Here is a 17,061-nt window from a genome sequence, read left to right as displayed (position 1 = left end):
CTTTACTGGTGCTATGTGAGGAATAAAAATGAGAACTTTTAAAACATTATTAACCGTTGCAAGCCTGTTTATTTGTGCCTGCGCTTTTGCAACTTCTGCTCCCAATAGAACCGAATGTATTGCACCCGCCAAACCTGGCGGAGGCTTTGATTTAACCTGCAAACTCATCCAAATTTCACTATTAGAAACTAAAACTATCGATTCTCCCATGCGGGTGACATTTATGCCCGGCGGTGTCGGCGCAGTTGCTTATAATGCCATTATTGCTCAACGGCCTGCGGAACCCGGTACTATCGTTGCCTTTTCCGGCGGTTCCTTATTGAATCTTGCACAAGGCAAATTTGGTCGCTACAACGTCAATGATGTACGCTGGCTAGCCAGTGTCGGCACAGACTACGGCATGATTGCTGTACGCAATGATTCGCCTTACAAGACGCTGACAGATTTGATGGAGGCGTTTAAAAAAGCGCCCGATAGTATTGTGTTTGGTGCAGGTGCTTCCATCGGTAGTCAAGACTGGATGAAAACCGCATTACTGGCAAAAGAGGTAGGTGTTGATCCCCGCAAAATGCGCTATGTCGCGTTTGAAGGTGGCGGTGAACCTATCACTGCCCTGTTGGGTAATCATATCCAAGTCGTATCCGGTGATCTAAGTGAAACTTTACCTTATCTCAGTGGCGATAAAATTCGCATACTCGCGGTTTATGCTGATAAACGTCTGGACGGCAACTTGGCAAAAATTCCGACCGCAAAAGAACAGGGTTATGACTTTGTTTGGCCAATTATTCGCGGCTTTTATATGGGACCCAAAGTTTCTGATGAACAATATCAATGGTGGGTAGATACCTTTAAAACACTCCAACAAACTGACGAATTTAAAAAACAGCGTGAACTGCGTGGATTATTTGAATTCAATATGACTGGTAAAGAGCTGGATGACTATGTGAAAAAACAAGTTATTCAATACCATGAAATGGCCAAATCCTTTGGTTTAGCAAAATAACAGGGATAGCATCATGAGCGATCGTATCTTTGCTACTGTATGGCTGGTGCTATGTGGAATAGGGTTGGTGATTGGATGGGGTATCCATAGTGAATATAGCTATGAACCTCTGGGTCCTCGTCCATTTCCAGTTGCTATTATTTCATTGATGGCACTCTGTGCTTTACTGTTGCTGTTTAAAAAACCTGATCCTGTTTACTGGCCGACACCACAAGCGTTACGTCGCTTAGTTTTATTAATTGCCACACTAGCCATTTACGCATGGTCATTTGAATGGTTAGGTTTTCCACTCGCAACCACGCTATTGACTATCTGTGTGGCACTACTCTTTAACGCCACGCTCCTTACAGCGATTTTTTCTGGGGTATTTCTCGGTATTTCGCTCTTTTTTGCCTTTGATCGTCTGCTAGAAGTCACTCTGCCCGTCGGCAGTTGGTTCAGCTAAGGAGACAACAATGGATACTTGGATATATCTGATCCATGGTTTTGAAGTCGCATTAGTGCCTAAAAACTTGGTCATTGCATTAATCGGCTGTTTTATCGGTACTGTTGTTGGGTTACTACCTGGTCTTGGTCCCATAAATGGGGTGGCGATCCTGCTGCCATTGGCTTTTGCGTTAAAATTACCCGCTGAATCTGCCCTAATTTTATTGGCAACTGTCTACATTGGTTGTGAGTATGGGGGCCGTATCTCTTCAATCTTACTGAATGTACCGGGAGATGCCGCTGCCATTATGACAACGCTTGATGGTTACCCGATGGCAAAACAGGGACGAGCGGGGATTGCACTCTCTATCTCTGCTGTTAGTTCGTTTTGTGGCTCACTTTTGGCTATCATGGGTATCATTTTATTTGCTCCACTTTTAGCACAGTGGTCTTTAGCATTTGGGCCTGCTGAGTATTTTGCACTCATGGTATTTGCCATTGCTTGCCTCGGCAGCATGATGAGCCAAAATCCCATAAAGTCACTTCTTGCAGCCTTAATCGGTTTGGCCTTAGCAACCGTGGGCGTGGATGCCAACACCGGCGTTTATCGTTTCACCTTTGATAACGTGCATCTCTCCGATGGTATTCAATTTATTGTTGTCGTTATTGGGCTATTTTCCGTCAGTGAAATTTTATTGATGTTGGAGAGTACTTCTGCGGGGCAAAAAGTCATTCGCCAAACAGGGCGTTTGCTATTCAATCGGAAAGAAGCGGCAACGTGTGTAGGACCAACCTTACGCTCATCAGTGATTGGCTTTTTTGTGGGAATATTACCCGGTGCAGGGGCTACCATTGCCAGTGCAATAACCTACATGACAGAAAAACGGATCAGCGGTAACAGTGATTCATTTGGTAAATGTGATATCCGCGGTGTCGCTGCACCAGAGGCCGCCAATAACGCATCAGCCTGTGGTTCATTTATTCCCATGCTGACTCTCGGTGTCCCCGGCTCAGGTACAACCGCTGTGATGCTGGGCGCTTTGACACTTTATAACATCACTCCCGGTCCTACCATGTTCACCGAGCAACCTGATATCGTCTGGGGACTTATTGCTGCTTTGTTGATCGCCAATATTTTGTTACTGATCATGAACATCCCGATGATTGGGCTATTTACCCGTATGTTGAGTATACCAATGTGGTTCTTGGTTCCTTCAATAGCCATCGTTTCCGCAGTTGGAGTATATGCCATCCACAGTACCACTTTTGACCTTATGTTGATGGTCGGATTAGGTGTTTTCGGCTACATACTGCGAAAAATGAATTTCCCAATGTCACCACTGATTTTAGGTTTCGTCTTAGGCGAAATGCTGGAACAAAACCTACGACGGGCACTATCAATCAGTAATGGAGATTTTGAGATCCTATGGAGTAGTACTATCACACAAGTTTTGCTGACTCTGGCAGTATTGGTAATTGTTATTCCACCCATTCTGCGCATCATTAATAAACGCCGCAATAAAATTGTGGCGCCTTAATAAAAATAGCCAATCCACAAAATCAATGGATTGGCTATAAATTTTTTATTACTTAAAAAATCAGTTTGAATGCTTGCGCATCACCAGGGATGCATTTGTACCACCGAACCCGAAGCTATTGGACATCACTGTCTTTAGCTCGCGTTCGGTAGGTTCAGTAATAATATTCATGCCCTGTGCTTTTTCATCCAGATCTTCAATATTAATACTTGGTGCAATAATTCCATGCTCCAACATCAACAAGCTATAAATCGCTTCATGGGCACCTGCTGCACCCAATGAATGCCCTGTCATCGCTTTAGTGGCGGAAATGGCTGGTGTATTGTCGCCAAAAACCTCTCTAATGGCTTCCAACTCTTTCAAATCACCAATTGGTGTCGAAGTTCCGTGAGTATTAATGTAATCGACCCCACCTTCAACACCATCTAATGCCATCTTCATACAACGCACAGCGCCTTCTCCAGAAGGAGCGACCATATCTGCGCCATCTGAATTTGCCCCGTAACCGATAATTTCAGCATAAATATGCGCACCACGGGCTAATGCGTGCTCTAACTCTTCAACAACCACAATACCGCCACCACCAGCGATCACGAAACCATCACGGTTTTGATCATAAGTACGGGAGGCTTGTTCTGGTGTTTCATTATATTTAGTGGAAAGTGCTCCCATTGCATCAAATTCACAAGCCATTTCCCAACTTAATTCTTCACCACCGCCGGCAAAAATAATATCCTGCTTACCGAGTTGGATTAATTCAACGGCATGGCCGATACAGTGTGCAGAAGTTGAGCAGGCAGAACTGATGGAGTAGTTGACTCCCTTGATCTTAAACGGTGTTGCCAAACACGCTGATACACCAGAAGCCATTGCCCGTGTGACCATATAAGGCCCAACGCCACGCAATCCACGGGCACGCATACCATCTGAACCTGCGACTTGGTTATAGGGAGAGCCTCCTCCTGAACCGACAACTAATCCAGTACGAAGGTTAGAAACTTGTTCATCGGACAGGCCGGAATCTTTAATTGCCTCATCCATTGCCAGATAAGCATAAATCGATGCGTCACTCATGAAACGTAAAGTTTTGCGGTCAATCAAACCAGAGGTATCCAGTTTTACATTTCCCCAAACATGGCTGCGCATGCCCATTTCTTTAAATTTTTCTGAGAAAGTTATCCCGGAACGGCCCTCTTTCAGAGATTCCAACACCTCTTTCTGGTTATTACCAATACTGGAAACAATACCCAGACCGGTGATCACTGCACGTTTCATTACTTACCTCATCAATATGTTTACCTGCGGGATTTATTCACCTGCACTTTAGCTTACACTTGTAAGCCGAACAAGTCCGATCAGGTTAAAAATTCAAAGAAAAATTGATCTTGACTCAACTTTGAAGCTTTGTCATGGGTGGTGCAACTAAACGAAGACCGTTAAAATCCACCTATTATTGTTATCAACAGTACAGGCATTATTGTGAAAAACAGTGCTATCAGCAACGCAACCCTAAGCTGGAATGAGCAGGGCACCCCCATTTCAGAACAGTTTGATGATGTTTATTTTTCAAATCAAGATGGCTTGGAAGAAACATTATATGTATTTTTGAAAGGTAATCATTTTCCTCAACGTTTTAATACACATTCCCGTTCAGAATGTGTTATTGCAGAAACGGGATTCGGTACTGGATTGAATTTCCTGACACTTTGGCGATCTTTCTCCCATTTTAAACAACAATATCCTGAATCTGCATTAAAACGGCTACATTATATCAGTTTTGAAAAATACCCATTAAAACCATCTGACCTGAAAACAGCACACCAACGTTGGCCAGAGTTTAAGGCATTTTCTGCGCAATTATGCCAACAATGGCCCTTACCACTGGCGGGTTGCCATAGATTAATGCTGGATAATGGCGCTATCACCCTGGATCTTTGGTTTGGGGATGTAAATGATCTATTACCGAAAATAAGTTCAAGCCTGACAGAGAAAATTGATGCCTGGTTTTTAGATGGTTTTGCGCCAGCAAAAAATCCACAAATGTGGAGTGAACAGTTGTTCGCTGCAATGGCAAAATTTTGTCGTCCTGAAGGTACGTTTGCAACCTTTACCTCCGCCGGAATAGTCCGCCGAGGATTGCAGGCAGCTGGCTTTAATGTCACTAAGGTTAAAGGCTTTGGACGTAAAAGAGAGATGCTGACCGGTACGTTATCTTCATCAAGTGGCCCACTTCACTTACCTTATGAACCCTGGTTTTCTCGCAAAGCCGCTACTCATACTGATGATATAGCCATCATTGGTGGTGGTATTGCCAGCGCACTCACTGCACTTGCCCTATTGCGCCGTGGCGCCAAAGTCACACTATATTGCCAGGATGCCCAACCAGCCCAAAATGCATCCGGCAATCAACAAGGGGCCATTTATCCCTTACTGAATGGTAATGACGATCCATTAGAACGTTTCTTTACATCAGCATTTACTTTTGCCCGCCGTCAGTACGATCAATTAATTGACGAAAATGTATCGTTTGACCATCAATGGTGTGGTGTCAGCCAACTAGCTTATGATGAAAAAAGCGCGAAGAAAATTAGCAAAATGCTACGGACAACATGGCCAGAAGAAATTGCCCTCGGCATGAACCGTAACCAATTAAGCCATGTCAGTGGAATAGATGTGAATTATGATGGCATTCACTATCCACAAGGCGGATGGTTATACCCCGCACAACTGACTCAAGCAGTAATTAAACTGGCTGAACAACGTGGAATGCAATTTTATTTTAATCATAAAATAACTCAGCTTATTCAAAGTGAAAACGGCTGGCAATTGCAGATTGAACATAAGGAAAACCTGCAATGCAAGGGTCACAACGTTGTCATTATTGCCAATGGTCACTGTCTGCCACAATTTGAACAGACTAAAAAACTCCCTGTAACCGCTGTTCGCGGTCAAGTTAGCCATATTCCAACTACAGATAACCTGAGCCAATTGAAAAGTGTACTGTGTTACGATGGCTACATGACTCCTGTTAATCCTAATAACCAATATCACTGTATCGGTGCCAGTTATCAACGCAATCGGTTGGATACACTGTACTCTTCTATCGAGCAACAAGAAAACCGAGATCGTTTATTAAAATGTTTCCCGGATGTTGATTGGCCACAGGAAGTTGACATTTCAGAAGAGAAGTCTCGTCAGGGTATCCGGTGTGTCATTCGAGATCATATGCCAATGGTCGGGAATGTTCCTGCTTTCAGTGAACTTATGGATAAATATGCAAATTTATCTCTGCAAATAAACACTAATAAAATGATTGAAGAATCTCCTTGTTACCCAGACTTATTTATTCTTGGCGCGTTGGGTTCACGTGGATTATGTTCCGCTCCTTTAAGCGCAGAATTATTGGCTAGCCAGATTTTTGGGGAAGCTCTACCGCTTGATGATGAGACATTGGTGGCTTTACACCCAAATCGCTTTTGGGTCAGGAAGTTATTACGCGGCAAGGCAGTAAGAACAGAAAAACCTTGAAGTAGTTTATTCTGTTGCATCAGGCATGGAAAAATTATGTCTGATGCAACCTCCTACAATCTTTATTTTCAAAATTGTTATTATTTCAAATTCAGTAAATTATTCAGGTGCAGTGGTTATCTTAAGCAATCGTCTCATTGCACAACGTTGTTCTTCAGCAAACCCATAATCGACTTCACTTTGTAGTATTTGCTGTAATGACCTAGAAAGTTGCTGCGAATCTAAGATCTCAAATCCCAATTTATGATAAAAGGGAGCGTTCCAGTTAACATAACGAAAAGTTGTCAATGTCACAGCGTTAAGATGACGCTGTTCAGCAACCTGAATGACTTTTTCAATCAATATCTTTCCAATCCCTTTTCTCTGCCAATTTTCATGCACAGAAAGCTCTATAATATGGAGTCCATCATCTAACAGCTTAGCCAAAATAAAACCAATAGGCAGGGCATCTTCATTAAGGGCAATCCAGCTATTGCCTTGCGCAATATAGCTCAAATGTTGCTGCTCAGTTTGCACGTGCCCCTCGGTTATCCAAGCCAATTCAGGTATAAACCTAAATAATTTCGCAGCAGAACGTTCTACTGCGGGTAATTGGGTTACATCTGATTTTTGTGTTAAGCGAATAGAAGGCATTGTGTTCAAATCATAAACCTCATTGCGGCAATAATGGCACCAGAAAAACCAAACAGCATTGTGACCATCCATTTGGTTTGAGCAACTATTTTATTGGATAGCTCCTCATTTAAAGTTGATATTTTTTGATGTATAGATGAGATATCACTACGTACAGAGGATATTTCTTTGTAAATCAAAGAACTGACTATTTCAATATCTGTTTTTGTTGCATAATTTGATTTTATAACAGCAACATCCATTTTGATTTGAACAACGTCTGGTTCCAGATTTTCAACTCTTTTTTCCAATGTTGTATTCATCGCCTTTTTCTCAGCAAATGTTAATGAGTCAGAATTTATCGATTCAGGTAATAAAAGTACTTTACTATTTTCAGCATACTCTCTGTAACCACTTTGAACAAAGCTACTTTCCAGTTTCATGTCACTATCTCCTGAAATATCCTTTTCTAATCTTGACTTCCAAAGAGGAACTTATCTGTTTTTTAATATGAACTCTTATTGATTTTTTACTTAGAGTTCGTGCCCTTGCTTCAGTTAGTTAATCAAGTAAAAGTCACTTTATTTCCCTGCATATCATTACCTAAAATTTAGCATTACTCTTTATTTTAATCATCAGTTGTTCTACTAATAACATGATTATTTAAAAGCAATGATAAACAATCATATTCATACTCGTTAAAACTTAATATATTTATACGTCATTTTGACGTGACATAAAAAAACATCCTTAGATTATAGTAATAAATAGAATATCATTTTTATGTGCTGTTTATATTTAATCACATTCAATATATTAACATCCTAATTGTTTTAATTATAAATAATTAAAACCAATGTTATTCCGCCAAAGAGTACTTAAAGCTGTATCTGAAATAAATTGAACAACCAGATAACTGTACTTTATATTTACTATAAAAAGATCAATAAAGATTTAATTATCACTATTTATTATCATTATTGAGATGCACTACGAATTTTTTTGTAATTGAAGATGGAGAGTTACTCAATTCAAGCAAAAAATAAAGGGCTATATGCATAGCCCTAAATAAAGTTATTTTTATATCAAATAATTAGTCTTTTGCACCATCCAGCAGTTTTTGCCAAGTTGCCAAAACCAAAACCTGATCTGGTGGAGTCAGTTCTCCCACTTTAATGGCTTTGTGGATGCTTTCTTCAACACGTTGATGGAGCTGTTCAATCGTATTCGCGCCTTCTTCCTCTAATTCAGCAACAGCTAATGTCAGGTGCCCGCGGAGGTAACCACCAGCAAATAAGTCGTCATCACTGGCATGTTCAACCATATCATCAATTTGCGCCAGAATACGTGTTTCAAACTCTGCGAGCATCATTTTTTTCCTCAAAATCAATTTCTGTTAGCAAAGAGATCTTCCGAATAAGGAAAATGCTCTGCTTTTAATGGTGGCGTATTGTAAAACGATTGCAGACCTTGAATAAAGCGTGCTGCTCGTGCGGGTATCCCCTTTTCAAGGTATTGCATGACTTGCGCATACACTTTCCGCTGAAAAGTAAGGCGATCCGGCTCAAAATCGCCTTCAAGGTTGTCACAACTGACATTAAAGGGAAACCCCGCAGCTACACAGAATAACCACTCCAGTGACTGTGGTTTAATCTCCACCTTTTCAAACTCTCCCTGAGTTTGGGCATCACGCCCATCAGGACAATACCAGTAACCAAAATCGATCAGTTTGCGACGCTCTTTACCCGCAATGCACCAATGAGAAATTTCATGTAATCCACTGGCATAAAAACCGTGGGCGAACACTATCCGGTTATAGTTAACTTCATCATCTACAGGCAGATAAATCGGCTCATCATCACCTTTTATCAGGCGGGTGTTATAGTCATTGCTAAAGCAATTATCAAAAATTTCAATCAGTTGTTGATAATGATGTGCGGTCATGTATTAATGCCAGATCCTAAATCAAAAATAAAATGCCAGCCAAGAACGGACGGTATCTCCGTGCTGATCATAAAGAAGTTTGATGCTCATCAAAAAGGAAATTGTCACCAACAGCGGACGAATGAGTTTCTTCCCTTTGCTCAACACCAAACTCGCCCCTAATCGCGCGCCGATGATCTGGCCTACCAACATCACAACGCCCGCCAGCCATAAGATCTGTCCACCCAGCACAAAGAATCCCAAGGCTCCGATGTTAGATGCGAAGTTCAGTACCTTGGCATGGGCCGTCGCTTTCGCCAAATTGTAGCCACACAGCATGACATAAGAGAGTGCGAAAAAAGATCCCGTTCCCGGCCCAAACACACCATCGTAAAAGCCAATACCACATCCGGCAAGGCAACCAAATGCAATTGGGCCAAGACGATGCTGCCGATCTTCTGCTCCAATATTCGGTACTAAGAGGAAATAAAGGCCGATAATAATCACTAATGCCGGCAATAAATAACGCAGAAAATCCGGTGACACAAATTGAACCAGCAAAGCTCCCAGCATAGCGCCAATTATCGTCATGAAGATAGCAAAACGCTGGGAACGCAAATCCACTACACCACGGCGGATAAAATAAAGGCTGGCAGAGAAAGAGCTACCTATAGCCTGTAACTTACTTGTTGCCAGTGCCTGGACAGGAGAAACCCCCACCGATAGCAACGCAGGAATGGTTAATAATCCACCGCCTCCTGCAATAGAATCGATAAACCCCGCCACCATCGCAACCAAAAAGAGGAAACCGTAAATTTCCGGCCCCAATAATGACCATTCCATTATGCATTTCACCAGAAAACTGCTTGCCTATTCTCATGATACCTTTCAGCACTAACCGAAGTGGGTATCAGGAGTCTCTTCCCGATTACCAGCGCGGAAGCGATGGTATCACATCGGCACATTGTGCCCGCTGGCGTAATAAGTGGTCCATCAGCACAATCGCCATCATGGCTTCTGCAATAGGTACGGCACGAATACCAACACAAGGATCGTGGCGGCCGCGAGTCACCATATCCACTTCCTCTCCCTGACGATTAATAGTCCTGCCTGGCACCATAATGCTGGATGTCGGTTTCAAAGCAATATGTGCAATAATTGACTGACTACTGCTAATTCCGCCTAAAATGCCGCCAGCATGGTTACTGGTAAATCCCTGCGTCGTCATTTCATCGCGGTTTTCGCTGCCACGTAAATTGATAACACCGAAACCATCACCAATTTCAACACCTTTGACCGCGTTAATGCTCATCAAAGCATGAGCGATGTCTGCATCCAAACGGTCAAAAACTGGCTCTCCCAATCCGGCCGGTACGTTTTCAGCAATTACACTGACTTTCGCACCGATAGAATCCCCCTCTTTTTTCAATGTGCGGAGTAATTCATCAAGCTGAGTTAACTTACTTGCATCCGGGCAGAAAAAAGGGTTATGTTCAACCAGATCCCAATCTTTCAGTTCACAATGAATATCGCCCATCTGAGTGAGGCAAGCACGAATAAGGATGCCGTGTTTTTCGAACAGATATTTTTTAGCAATTGCCCCTGCTGCAACGCGCATGGCGGTTTCACGGGCAGACGAACGCCCCCCCCCACGGTAATCACGCAACCCATATTTCTGTTCGTAGGTATAGTCAGCATGGCCCGGACGGAAAACATCTTTAATTGCACTGTAATCTTGTGAACGCTGATCGGTGTTTTCAATCATCAGACCAATGCTAGTACCTGTTGTCACACCGTTAAAAACACCAGAAAGAATGCGAACTTGATCTGGTTCACGACGTTGTGTCGTATAGCGGGAAGTTCCCGGACGACGCCTGTCTAAGTCGATTTGTAAATCAGCTTCTGTAATAGCAATGCCCGGAGGAACACCATCGACAATGCATCCCAGTGCGATTCCGTGAGACTCACCAAATGTGGTGACACGAAAAAACTGCCCAATACTATTTCCTGCCATTCCTACCCTGCCATCATTATTTGCGTTACAAATGAGATCGAATAACAATAACTCACTCAATGATTAAAACCTATCTTATTTCAGCAATTTTATTTGCCTTTATTTTTCAAACCATAACGTGGTTGGCTAGTCTATGCCTTGATATTTACTTGCTAGCTTGTTATTAGATATGATTTAACACTGTATGTCTGTTTTAACCATTGAGTGCCATAAGAAATGATTAATCTTTAAACTGGCAGAAATATGCGTGATGCTCAACTAATTGCTGGCGAGTCAGCATGAAAACCCCATCACCGCCATGTTCGAATTCCAGCCAGGTAAATGGCACTTCTGGATATTGCTCAATCAGATGAACCATACTGTTGCCTACTTCACAAATAAGCACTCCGTTTTCCGTGAGGAAATCCGGTGCTGTCGCCAGAATTCGGCAAGCCAATTGTAATCCATCAGTTCCCGCGGCCAATCCCAATTCAGGTTCATAATGGAATTCGTCGGGTAGATCACTCATGTCTTCTTCATCCACATACGGCGGATTAGTGACAATGAGATCATATTTCATTGGCGGCATATCACGGAATAGATCTGAACGAATCGGAATGACGCGGTGGGAAAGCCCGTGATTTTCAATATTCTGTTCAGTGATTGCCAAAGCATCTTCTGAAATATCAACTGCATCCACTTCAGCTTCTGGAAAAGCATGAGCACAAGCAATCGCAATACAACCGCTGCCTGTGCAGAGATCTAAAATGGTTGATGGTTCGTGTGCAACCAAACCAGCAAATTTATTGTTGATCAATTCGCCAATTGGTGAACGCGGAACTAAAACCCGCTCATCAACATAAAACTCGTGACCACAAAACCAGGCACGATTGGTCAGGTAAGCCACGGGAATTCGTTCATTAATGCGGCGTAGGACTCGCTCAACAATGCGAAGGCGCTCTGTTGATGTTAAGCGCGATGTCATCATATTTTCTGGAATATCCAGAGGCAAATACAAGGTGGGAAGAACTAGTTGCAAAGCCTCATCCCACGGGTTATCCGTTCCATGTCCATAATAGATATTGGCAGCATTAAAGCTGCTGGTAGACCAGCGCAGCATATCCTGAATGGTCTGTAACTCTGCAACCGCCTCATCCACAAAAATCTTATCCAAAAACCACCTCCCAATAATAAAAATGTATCAACGCGCTAGTTTGCCACGTTCCCGGACACAAATCAGCTTTCTGAACAGATGAATTATCTTAGGAATTGAAAAGGAGGTTATAAAAACCACCCTAAAGGCAGGGTGGCATGTTTAGGTTAGTTGGTGATTATTTATTCTTTTTCACCCATAGGTAATAGCTTATTGTCAATAATGCTATCCATACTATCCCAACGTACAAGGCGATGCGGGTATTGGGGAAATAGCCTAATACCGCAATAACAAAGGCCATAAAAGCAATAGTCAAAGCCGGTGCTACAGGCCAGAAAGGAACAGGGAATTTAAGCTGTTTGGCCTCTTCTGCCGGCATTTTCCGACGCATGATATATTGTGACAGCAAAATCATCAGCCATACCCAGACGGTTGCAAATGTTGCAATAGACGCAATGATGATGAAAATTTTTTCCGGCAGTAAATAATTTAAAAGAACGCCCACCAGCAAGACCCCTGACATCACCAGCACTGTAACCCACGGTACACCGTTTTTAGTCAGTTGAGTAAACGAGGCCGGTGCCTGTTTTTCCTGCGCCATGCCATACATCATCCGTCCGGCGCCAAAAATATCACTGTTAATCGCGGAAATTGCTGCGGTAATCACGACAATATTCAAAATATTGGCTGCGGAATCAATTCCCAAACTGGAGAAAATTTGGACAAATGGGCTGCCATTTTGCCCCACCTGGTTCCACGGATAAATGCACATTAAAACAAACAGCGTAAGGACATAGAACAGTAAGATACGAAACGGAACCGCATTGATTGCACGCGGAATGGATTTTTCCGGGTTTTTAGCTTCACTGGCAGTAATGCCGATGACTTCAATACCACCAAAGGCAAACATAACGACGGTGAGCGAAGCAATTATTCCCGCGATGCCGTTTGGCATAAATCCACCATGCTCCCATAAGTTCGACAGGCCTGTGGCATGCTCAGACTCCTGACCAAACCCATACATCATGATGGCAAAACCGCCGACAATCATGGCGATAATCGCAACAACCTTGATGATTGACAGCCAAAACTCCATTTCACCAAATACTTTGACATTACACAGGTTGATGGCACCAATAAAAAAGACAATGCCAAGTACCCAAATCCACTGGTCAACATGGGGAAACCAGAGCTTCATATAGATGCCAAATGCGGTGACGTCAGCAAGACAAACAACCAGCATTTCAAAGACGTAAGTCCATCCGGTCAGAAAACCCGCCAATGGCCCTAAGTATTGGGTAGCATAATAAGAGAAAGAGCCTGGCGCAGAGCGATGTACCGCCATTTCCCCCAAAGCCCGCATGACCATAAAAACGGCGGCACCACCAATGGCATAAGCCAGCAATACTGCGGGTCCTGCGGCTTTAATGGCGCCTGCCGAACCATAGAAAAGACCTGTGCCAATTGCCGAACCCAGTGCCATAAATCGAATGTGGCGAACGCTTAACCCTCGCTTGAGTTGTGAGATGCTTTGCATGATTTATCCTTGTGTCTTTTATTATTAGATTGGAAGAGATAAATACTACGATAAGGCCGGATTTTATCCGGCCTAAAACGATGTTTTGTACTTAGTTTTCTAAGATATTCCCAGCAGGCAACAAGGCAGAAAGTTGCTGCCCAGCCAACAACTGGATTGCTACATCAATATCCGGTGCGAAAAAGCGATCTTTATCATAATGGGCCACTTTGTCGCGGAGAATATGGCGGGCTTTTTCTAATATCGGACTACTTTCCAAACCATGACGAAAATCCATGCCTTGGCAAGCCGTCAACCATTCTATCGCTAAAATACCACGCACATTATCTGCCATTTCCCATAGGCGACGGCCCGCGGCAGGTGCCATTGAAACGTGATCTTCTTGATTGGCAGATGTTGGCAGACTATCGACACTAGAAGGATGTGCCAGCGCCTTGTTCTCACTTGCCAGCGCCGCCGCCGTCACCTGCGCAATCATGAAACCGGAGTTAACACCGCTGTTTTCGACCAAGAATGGCGGTAACTGCGACATATTGCTATCCATCAGCAAAGCAATACGGCGTTCTGACAATGAACCGATTTCTGCCAAAGCAAGAGCCAGATTATCCGCTGCCATCGCGACCGGTTCAGCGTGGAAATTACCACCAGAAATCACCTCATCTTCTTCGGTAAAGACCAGGGGATTATCAGAGACGGCATTGGCTTCAACCATAATGACATCAGCAGCATGGCGGATTTGGGTTAAACAGGCCCCCATTACCTGTGGCTGGCAACGCAACGAATAAGGATCCTGAACTTTCGGACAGTTTTGATGAGATGCAGAAATCTCACTTTGTTCTTCCAATACCAGACGGTAAAGGGCTGCCACATCAATCTGGCCTTTCTGTCCACGGACTTCCTGAATACGAGCATCAAAAGGTTTACGGGAGCCAAGAGAGGCTTCAACCGACAAGGCGCCACAAACAATCGCCGATGCGAGTAAATCTTCGGCGGCAAATAGCCCTTTTAAGGCAAAGGCAGTAGAAACTTGTGTACCGTTGAGCAGTGCCAATCCTTCTTTTGCGACAAGACACATCGGCTCAAGTCCTGCTTTTTCCAGTGCCACTTTTGCCGGGAGCCATTCGCCACGATAACGGGCCTTACCTTCTCCCAACAATAACAAGCTCATATGCGCTAATGGCGCCAGATCACCGGAAGCCCCTACTGAACCTTTACCTGGAATACAGGGATACACTTCAGCGTTGACCAGGGCAATCAATCCCTGAATTACGTCCAGACGAATGCCAGAATAACCACGGGCAAGGCTATTAATTTTCAACACCATAATCAATCGGACAATTTCATCCGGCAGAGGCTTACCCACTCCCGCCGCATGTGACAACACGATAGAACGCTGCAACTCTTCTAAATCCTGCTCTGCAATACGGGTATTCGCCAGCAAACCAAAACCGGTATTGATACCATAAGCCGTTTTATTCTCATTGATAATGCGATTCACACAAGCAACACTGTTCTCAATGGCAGGAAAGCACTGTTCGTCCAAACGAATCTGAACAGGGTGCTGATAAACATGACGTAGTTCTTCAAGCGTCATTTTTCCCGGATGAATAGTAATGTTTTTCATTTTAACAACGCTCCTTATTTCGCATCAGCCATTGGCAGGTTTAACATTGGCAAGTTTAGTCCCTGCTCTTTCGCACACTGAATAGCCAATTCATAGCCCGCATCAGCATGACGCATAACGCCTGTTGCCGGATCATTGTGTAAGACGCGAGCAATGCGTGCAGCCGCTTCATCCGTTCCATCACCAACAATGACCATGCCGGAATGCTGAGAGAATCCCATACCAACGCCGCCGCCATGATGCAAGGAAACCCACGTCGCACCACTGGCAGTATTCAGTAAGGCATTCAGCAATGGCCAGTCAGAAACAGCATCAGAACCATCTTGCATGGCTTCAGTTTCACGATTAGGGCTGGCGACAGAGCCGGAATCCAGATGGTCACGACCAATTACGATTGGCGCGGAAAGTTCCCCACGGCGAACCATTTCATTGAATGCCAAGCCTAATTTGACGCGATCTCCCAATCCCACCCAACAAATACGGGCAGGCAAGCCCTGAAAACTGATGCGCTCTCTCGCCATATCTAACCAGCGGTGTAAATGGTCATCATTCGGCAGCAGCTCTTTTACCTTGGCATCGGTTTTATAAATATCCTCAGGATCACCGGAAAGTGCTGCCCAACGGAAAGGTCCGATACCGCGACAGAATAGAGGGCGAATGTAAGCAGGTACAAATCCGGGAAAATCAAAGGCGTTTTCAACCCCCGATTCTTTCGCCATTTGGCGAATATTATTGCCATAATCAAAGGTAGGCACACCTTGTTTCTGGAAAGCCAGCATGGCTTCAACATGTGCGGCCATTGACGCTTTTGCCGCTTGGATCACCACTTCTGGTTCACTTTCAGCACGACGACAATATTCTTCCCATGTCCAACCAGCTGGCAAATAACCATGTAATGGATCATGGGAGCTGGTTTGGTCTGTCACCATATCAGGACGTACACCGCGGCGTACTAATTCAGGTAAGATCTCTGAAGCATTACCACATAATGCGATTGAGATTGCTTTACCTTCCTGGGTATAACGTTCAATACGCGCTAAAGCATCATCCAGATCAACGGCCTGTTCATCCACATATTTGGTACGCAAACGAAAATCAATGCGACTTTGTTGGCACTCTATGGTTAATGAAGAGGCACCTGCCAATGTTGCTGCCAGTGGCTGTGCTCCTCCCATACCACCCAGACCCGCCGTCAATATCCAGCGGCCGGTCAAATTGCCGTTGTAGTGTTGGCGACCTGCTTCGACAAAAGTTTCGTAAGTTCCCTGTACAATGCCCTGGCTTCCAATGTAAATCCAACTACCGGCGGTCATCTGGCCATACATAGCCAGCCCTTTGGCATCCAGTTCGTTAAAATGTTCCCATGTCGCCCAATGGGGCACCAAATTCGAGTTGGCAATTAAAACACGCGGGGCATTTTCATGTGTTTTAAACACCCCCACAGGCTTACCTGATTGCACCAGCAGAGTTTCGTTATTGTCCAGATTTTTTAAGGTTTCAACGATTTTTTCATAGCATTCCCAGTTTCTGGCTGCACGGCCAATTCCACCATAAACCACCAATTCGCAGGGATTTTCCGCCACATCGGGATCAAGGTTATTCATGAGCATACGAAGCGGTGCTTCGGTTAGCCAGCTTTTTGCTGTGAGTTGTGTCCCTCTGGGAGAGCGGATGGTTACGTTGCTGAATTTATTATTTTGCGTCGTCACGGTTTTTTTCCTATT

The 17,061-nt window shown here is 43.9% G+C and carries 15 protein-coding genes; 4 read left to right on the top strand and 11 right to left on the bottom strand.

Annotated elements, in window-relative coordinates; all coding sequences use genetic code 11:
* The first annotated feature begins 28 nt into the window (after positions 1 to 28).
* From ACSJJG_RS06545 to ACSJJG_RS06535, 3 genes are read left to right on the top strand one after another with little or no spacing between them, the layout of a single operon-like run.
* Positions 29 to 1,003, top strand: a complete 975-nt coding sequence (locus ACSJJG_RS06545; protein WP_481088841.1) for a Bug family tripartite tricarboxylate transporter substrate binding protein — start codon at positions 29 to 31, stop codon at positions 1,001 to 1,003.
* 13 nt (positions 1,004 to 1,016) lie between these two features.
* Complete coding sequence (locus tag ACSJJG_RS06540) at positions 1,017 to 1,448, top strand: tripartite tricarboxylate transporter TctB family protein (protein ID WP_481088840.1); 432 nt, start codon at positions 1,017 to 1,019, stop codon at positions 1,446 to 1,448.
* A gap of 10 nt (positions 1,449 to 1,458) precedes the next feature.
* Positions 1,459 to 2,967 carry a tripartite tricarboxylate transporter permease gene (locus ACSJJG_RS06535; protein ID WP_481088839.1) on the top strand — a complete coding sequence of 503 codons (1,509 nt, stop codon included), beginning with the start codon at positions 1,459 to 1,461 and terminating at the stop codon, positions 2,965 to 2,967.
* Between the two features lie 60 nt (positions 2,968 to 3,027).
* Here ACSJJG_RS06535 and fabB read toward each other — a convergent pair whose 3' ends face one another.
* Positions 3,028 to 4,242: a beta-ketoacyl-ACP synthase I gene (gene fabB / locus ACSJJG_RS06530; RefSeq protein ID WP_481088838.1), complete on the bottom strand. Its 1,215-nt coding sequence runs from the start codon at positions 4,240 to 4,242 to the stop codon at positions 3,028 to 3,030.
* Positions 4,243 to 4,446: 204 nt separating this feature from the next.
* Here fabB and mnmC point away from each other — a divergent pair, with 204 nt between their 5' ends.
* Entirely contained in the window at positions 4,447 to 6,495 is a 2,049-nt protein-coding gene (gene mnmC / locus ACSJJG_RS06525; protein ID WP_481088837.1) for a bifunctional tRNA (5-methylaminomethyl-2-thiouridine)(34)-methyltransferase MnmC2/FAD-dependent 5-carboxymethylaminomethyl-2-thiouridine(34) oxidoreductase MnmC1, read from the top strand.
* Between the two features lie 99 nt (positions 6,496 to 6,594).
* Here mnmC and ACSJJG_RS06520 read toward each other — a convergent pair whose 3' ends face one another.
* The 10 genes from ACSJJG_RS06520 to hutU all read right to left on the bottom strand — a co-directional run bounded on the left by ACSJJG_RS06520 (position 6,595) and on the right by hutU (position 17,046).
* Positions 6,595 to 7,128 carry a GNAT family N-acetyltransferase gene (locus tag ACSJJG_RS06520; protein ID WP_481090394.1) on the bottom strand — a complete coding sequence of 178 codons (534 nt, stop codon included), beginning with the start codon at positions 7,126 to 7,128 and terminating at the stop codon, positions 6,595 to 6,597.
* Between the two features lie 5 nt (positions 7,129 to 7,133).
* Positions 7,134 to 7,550 carry a hypothetical protein gene (locus ACSJJG_RS06515; protein WP_481088836.1) on the bottom strand — a complete coding sequence of 139 codons (417 nt, stop codon included), beginning with the start codon at positions 7,548 to 7,550 and terminating at the stop codon, positions 7,134 to 7,136.
* Positions 7,551 to 8,200: 650 nt separating this feature from the next.
* On the bottom strand, positions 8,201 to 8,476 hold the full coding sequence (locus ACSJJG_RS06510) for a YfcL family protein (RefSeq protein ID WP_481090393.1): 276 nt from the start codon (positions 8,474 to 8,476) through the stop codon (positions 8,201 to 8,203).
* Between the two features lie 17 nt (positions 8,477 to 8,493).
* Complete coding sequence (locus ACSJJG_RS06505) at positions 8,494 to 9,051, bottom strand: elongation factor P hydroxylase (RefSeq protein ID WP_481088835.1); 558 nt, start codon at positions 9,049 to 9,051, stop codon at positions 8,494 to 8,496.
* Positions 9,052 to 9,072: 21 nt separating this feature from the next.
* Positions 9,073 to 9,873, bottom strand: a complete 801-nt coding sequence (locus ACSJJG_RS06500; protein WP_481088834.1) for a sulfite exporter TauE/SafE family protein — start codon at positions 9,871 to 9,873, stop codon at positions 9,073 to 9,075.
* A gap of 85 nt (positions 9,874 to 9,958) precedes the next feature.
* On the bottom strand, positions 9,959 to 11,044 hold the full coding sequence (gene aroC / locus ACSJJG_RS06495) for a chorismate synthase (RefSeq protein ID WP_481090392.1): 1,086 nt from the start codon (positions 11,042 to 11,044) through the stop codon (positions 9,959 to 9,961).
* A gap of 220 nt (positions 11,045 to 11,264) precedes the next feature.
* Positions 11,265 to 12,197 carry a 50S ribosomal protein L3 N(5)-glutamine methyltransferase gene (gene prmB / locus ACSJJG_RS06490; protein WP_481088833.1) on the bottom strand — a complete coding sequence of 311 codons (933 nt, stop codon included), beginning with the start codon at positions 12,195 to 12,197 and terminating at the stop codon, positions 11,265 to 11,267.
* A 157-nt stretch (positions 12,198 to 12,354) separates the two neighbouring features.
* The gene (locus ACSJJG_RS06485; RefSeq protein WP_481088832.1) at positions 12,355 to 13,713 is read right to left on the bottom strand and encodes an amino acid permease; all 1,359 of its coding nucleotides are present in this window, start codon (positions 13,711 to 13,713) and stop codon (positions 12,355 to 12,357) included.
* 91 nt (positions 13,714 to 13,804) lie between these two features.
* Complete coding sequence (gene hutH / locus ACSJJG_RS06480; RefSeq protein ID WP_481088831.1) at positions 13,805 to 15,337, bottom strand: histidine ammonia-lyase; 1,533 nt, start codon at positions 15,335 to 15,337, stop codon at positions 13,805 to 13,807.
* A 14-nt stretch (positions 15,338 to 15,351) separates the two neighbouring features.
* Positions 15,352 to 17,046 (bottom strand): urocanate hydratase, encoded by a 1,695-nt coding sequence (gene hutU / locus ACSJJG_RS06475; protein WP_481088830.1) that lies wholly within the window; start codon positions 17,044 to 17,046, stop codon positions 15,352 to 15,354.
* Between the last annotated feature and the right edge of the window lie 15 nt (positions 17,047 to 17,061).

The sequence above is a fragment of the Xenorhabdus sp. SGI 60 genome (assembly GCF_056632175.1).
The sequence above is the reverse complement of the archived record's forward strand: the minus strand, read 5'-3'. Positions and strand labels throughout refer to the sequence as shown.

What these genes read in the sequence shown, in the direction of transcription:
- ACSJJG_RS06545 (WP_481088841.1), top strand. Translation starts at nt 29, where the DNA reads ATGAGAACTTTTAAAACATTATTAACCGTTGCAAGCCTGTTTATTTGT.
- ACSJJG_RS06540 (WP_481088840.1), top strand. Translation starts at nt 1,017, where the DNA reads ATGAGCGATCGTATCTTTGCTACTGTATGGCTGGTGCTATGTGGAATA.
- ACSJJG_RS06535 (WP_481088839.1), top strand. Translation starts at nt 1,459, where the DNA reads ATGGATACTTGGATATATCTGATCCATGGTTTTGAAGTCGCATTAGTG.
- fabB (WP_481088838.1), bottom strand. Translation starts at nt 4,242, where the DNA reads ATGAAACGTGCAGTGATCACCGGTCTGGGTATTGTTTCCAGTATTGGT.
- ACSJJG_RS06520 (WP_481090394.1), bottom strand. Translation starts at nt 7,128, where the DNA reads ATGCCTTCTATTCGCTTAACACAAAAATCAGATGTAACCCAATTACCC.
- ACSJJG_RS06515 (WP_481088836.1), bottom strand. Translation starts at nt 7,550, where the DNA reads ATGAAACTGGAAAGTAGCTTTGTTCAAAGTGGTTACAGAGAGTATGCT.
- ACSJJG_RS06510 (WP_481090393.1), bottom strand. Translation starts at nt 8,476, where the DNA reads ATGCTCGCAGAGTTTGAAACACGTATTCTGGCGCAAATTGATGATATG.
- ACSJJG_RS06505 (WP_481088835.1), bottom strand. Translation starts at nt 9,051, where the DNA reads ATGACCGCACATCATTATCAACAACTGATTGAAATTTTTGATAATTGC.
- ACSJJG_RS06500 (WP_481088834.1), bottom strand. Translation starts at nt 9,873, where the DNA reads ATGGAATGGTCATTATTGGGGCCGGAAATTTACGGTTTCCTCTTTTTG.
- aroC (WP_481090392.1), bottom strand. Translation starts at nt 11,044, where the DNA reads ATGGCAGGAAATAGTATTGGGCAGTTTTTTCGTGTCACCACATTTGGT.
- ACSJJG_RS06485 (WP_481088832.1), bottom strand. Translation starts at nt 13,713, where the DNA reads ATGCAAAGCATCTCACAACTCAAGCGAGGGTTAAGCGTTCGCCACATT.
- hutH (WP_481088831.1), bottom strand. Translation starts at nt 15,337, where the DNA reads ATGAAAAACATTACTATTCATCCGGGAAAAATGACGCTTGAAGAACTA.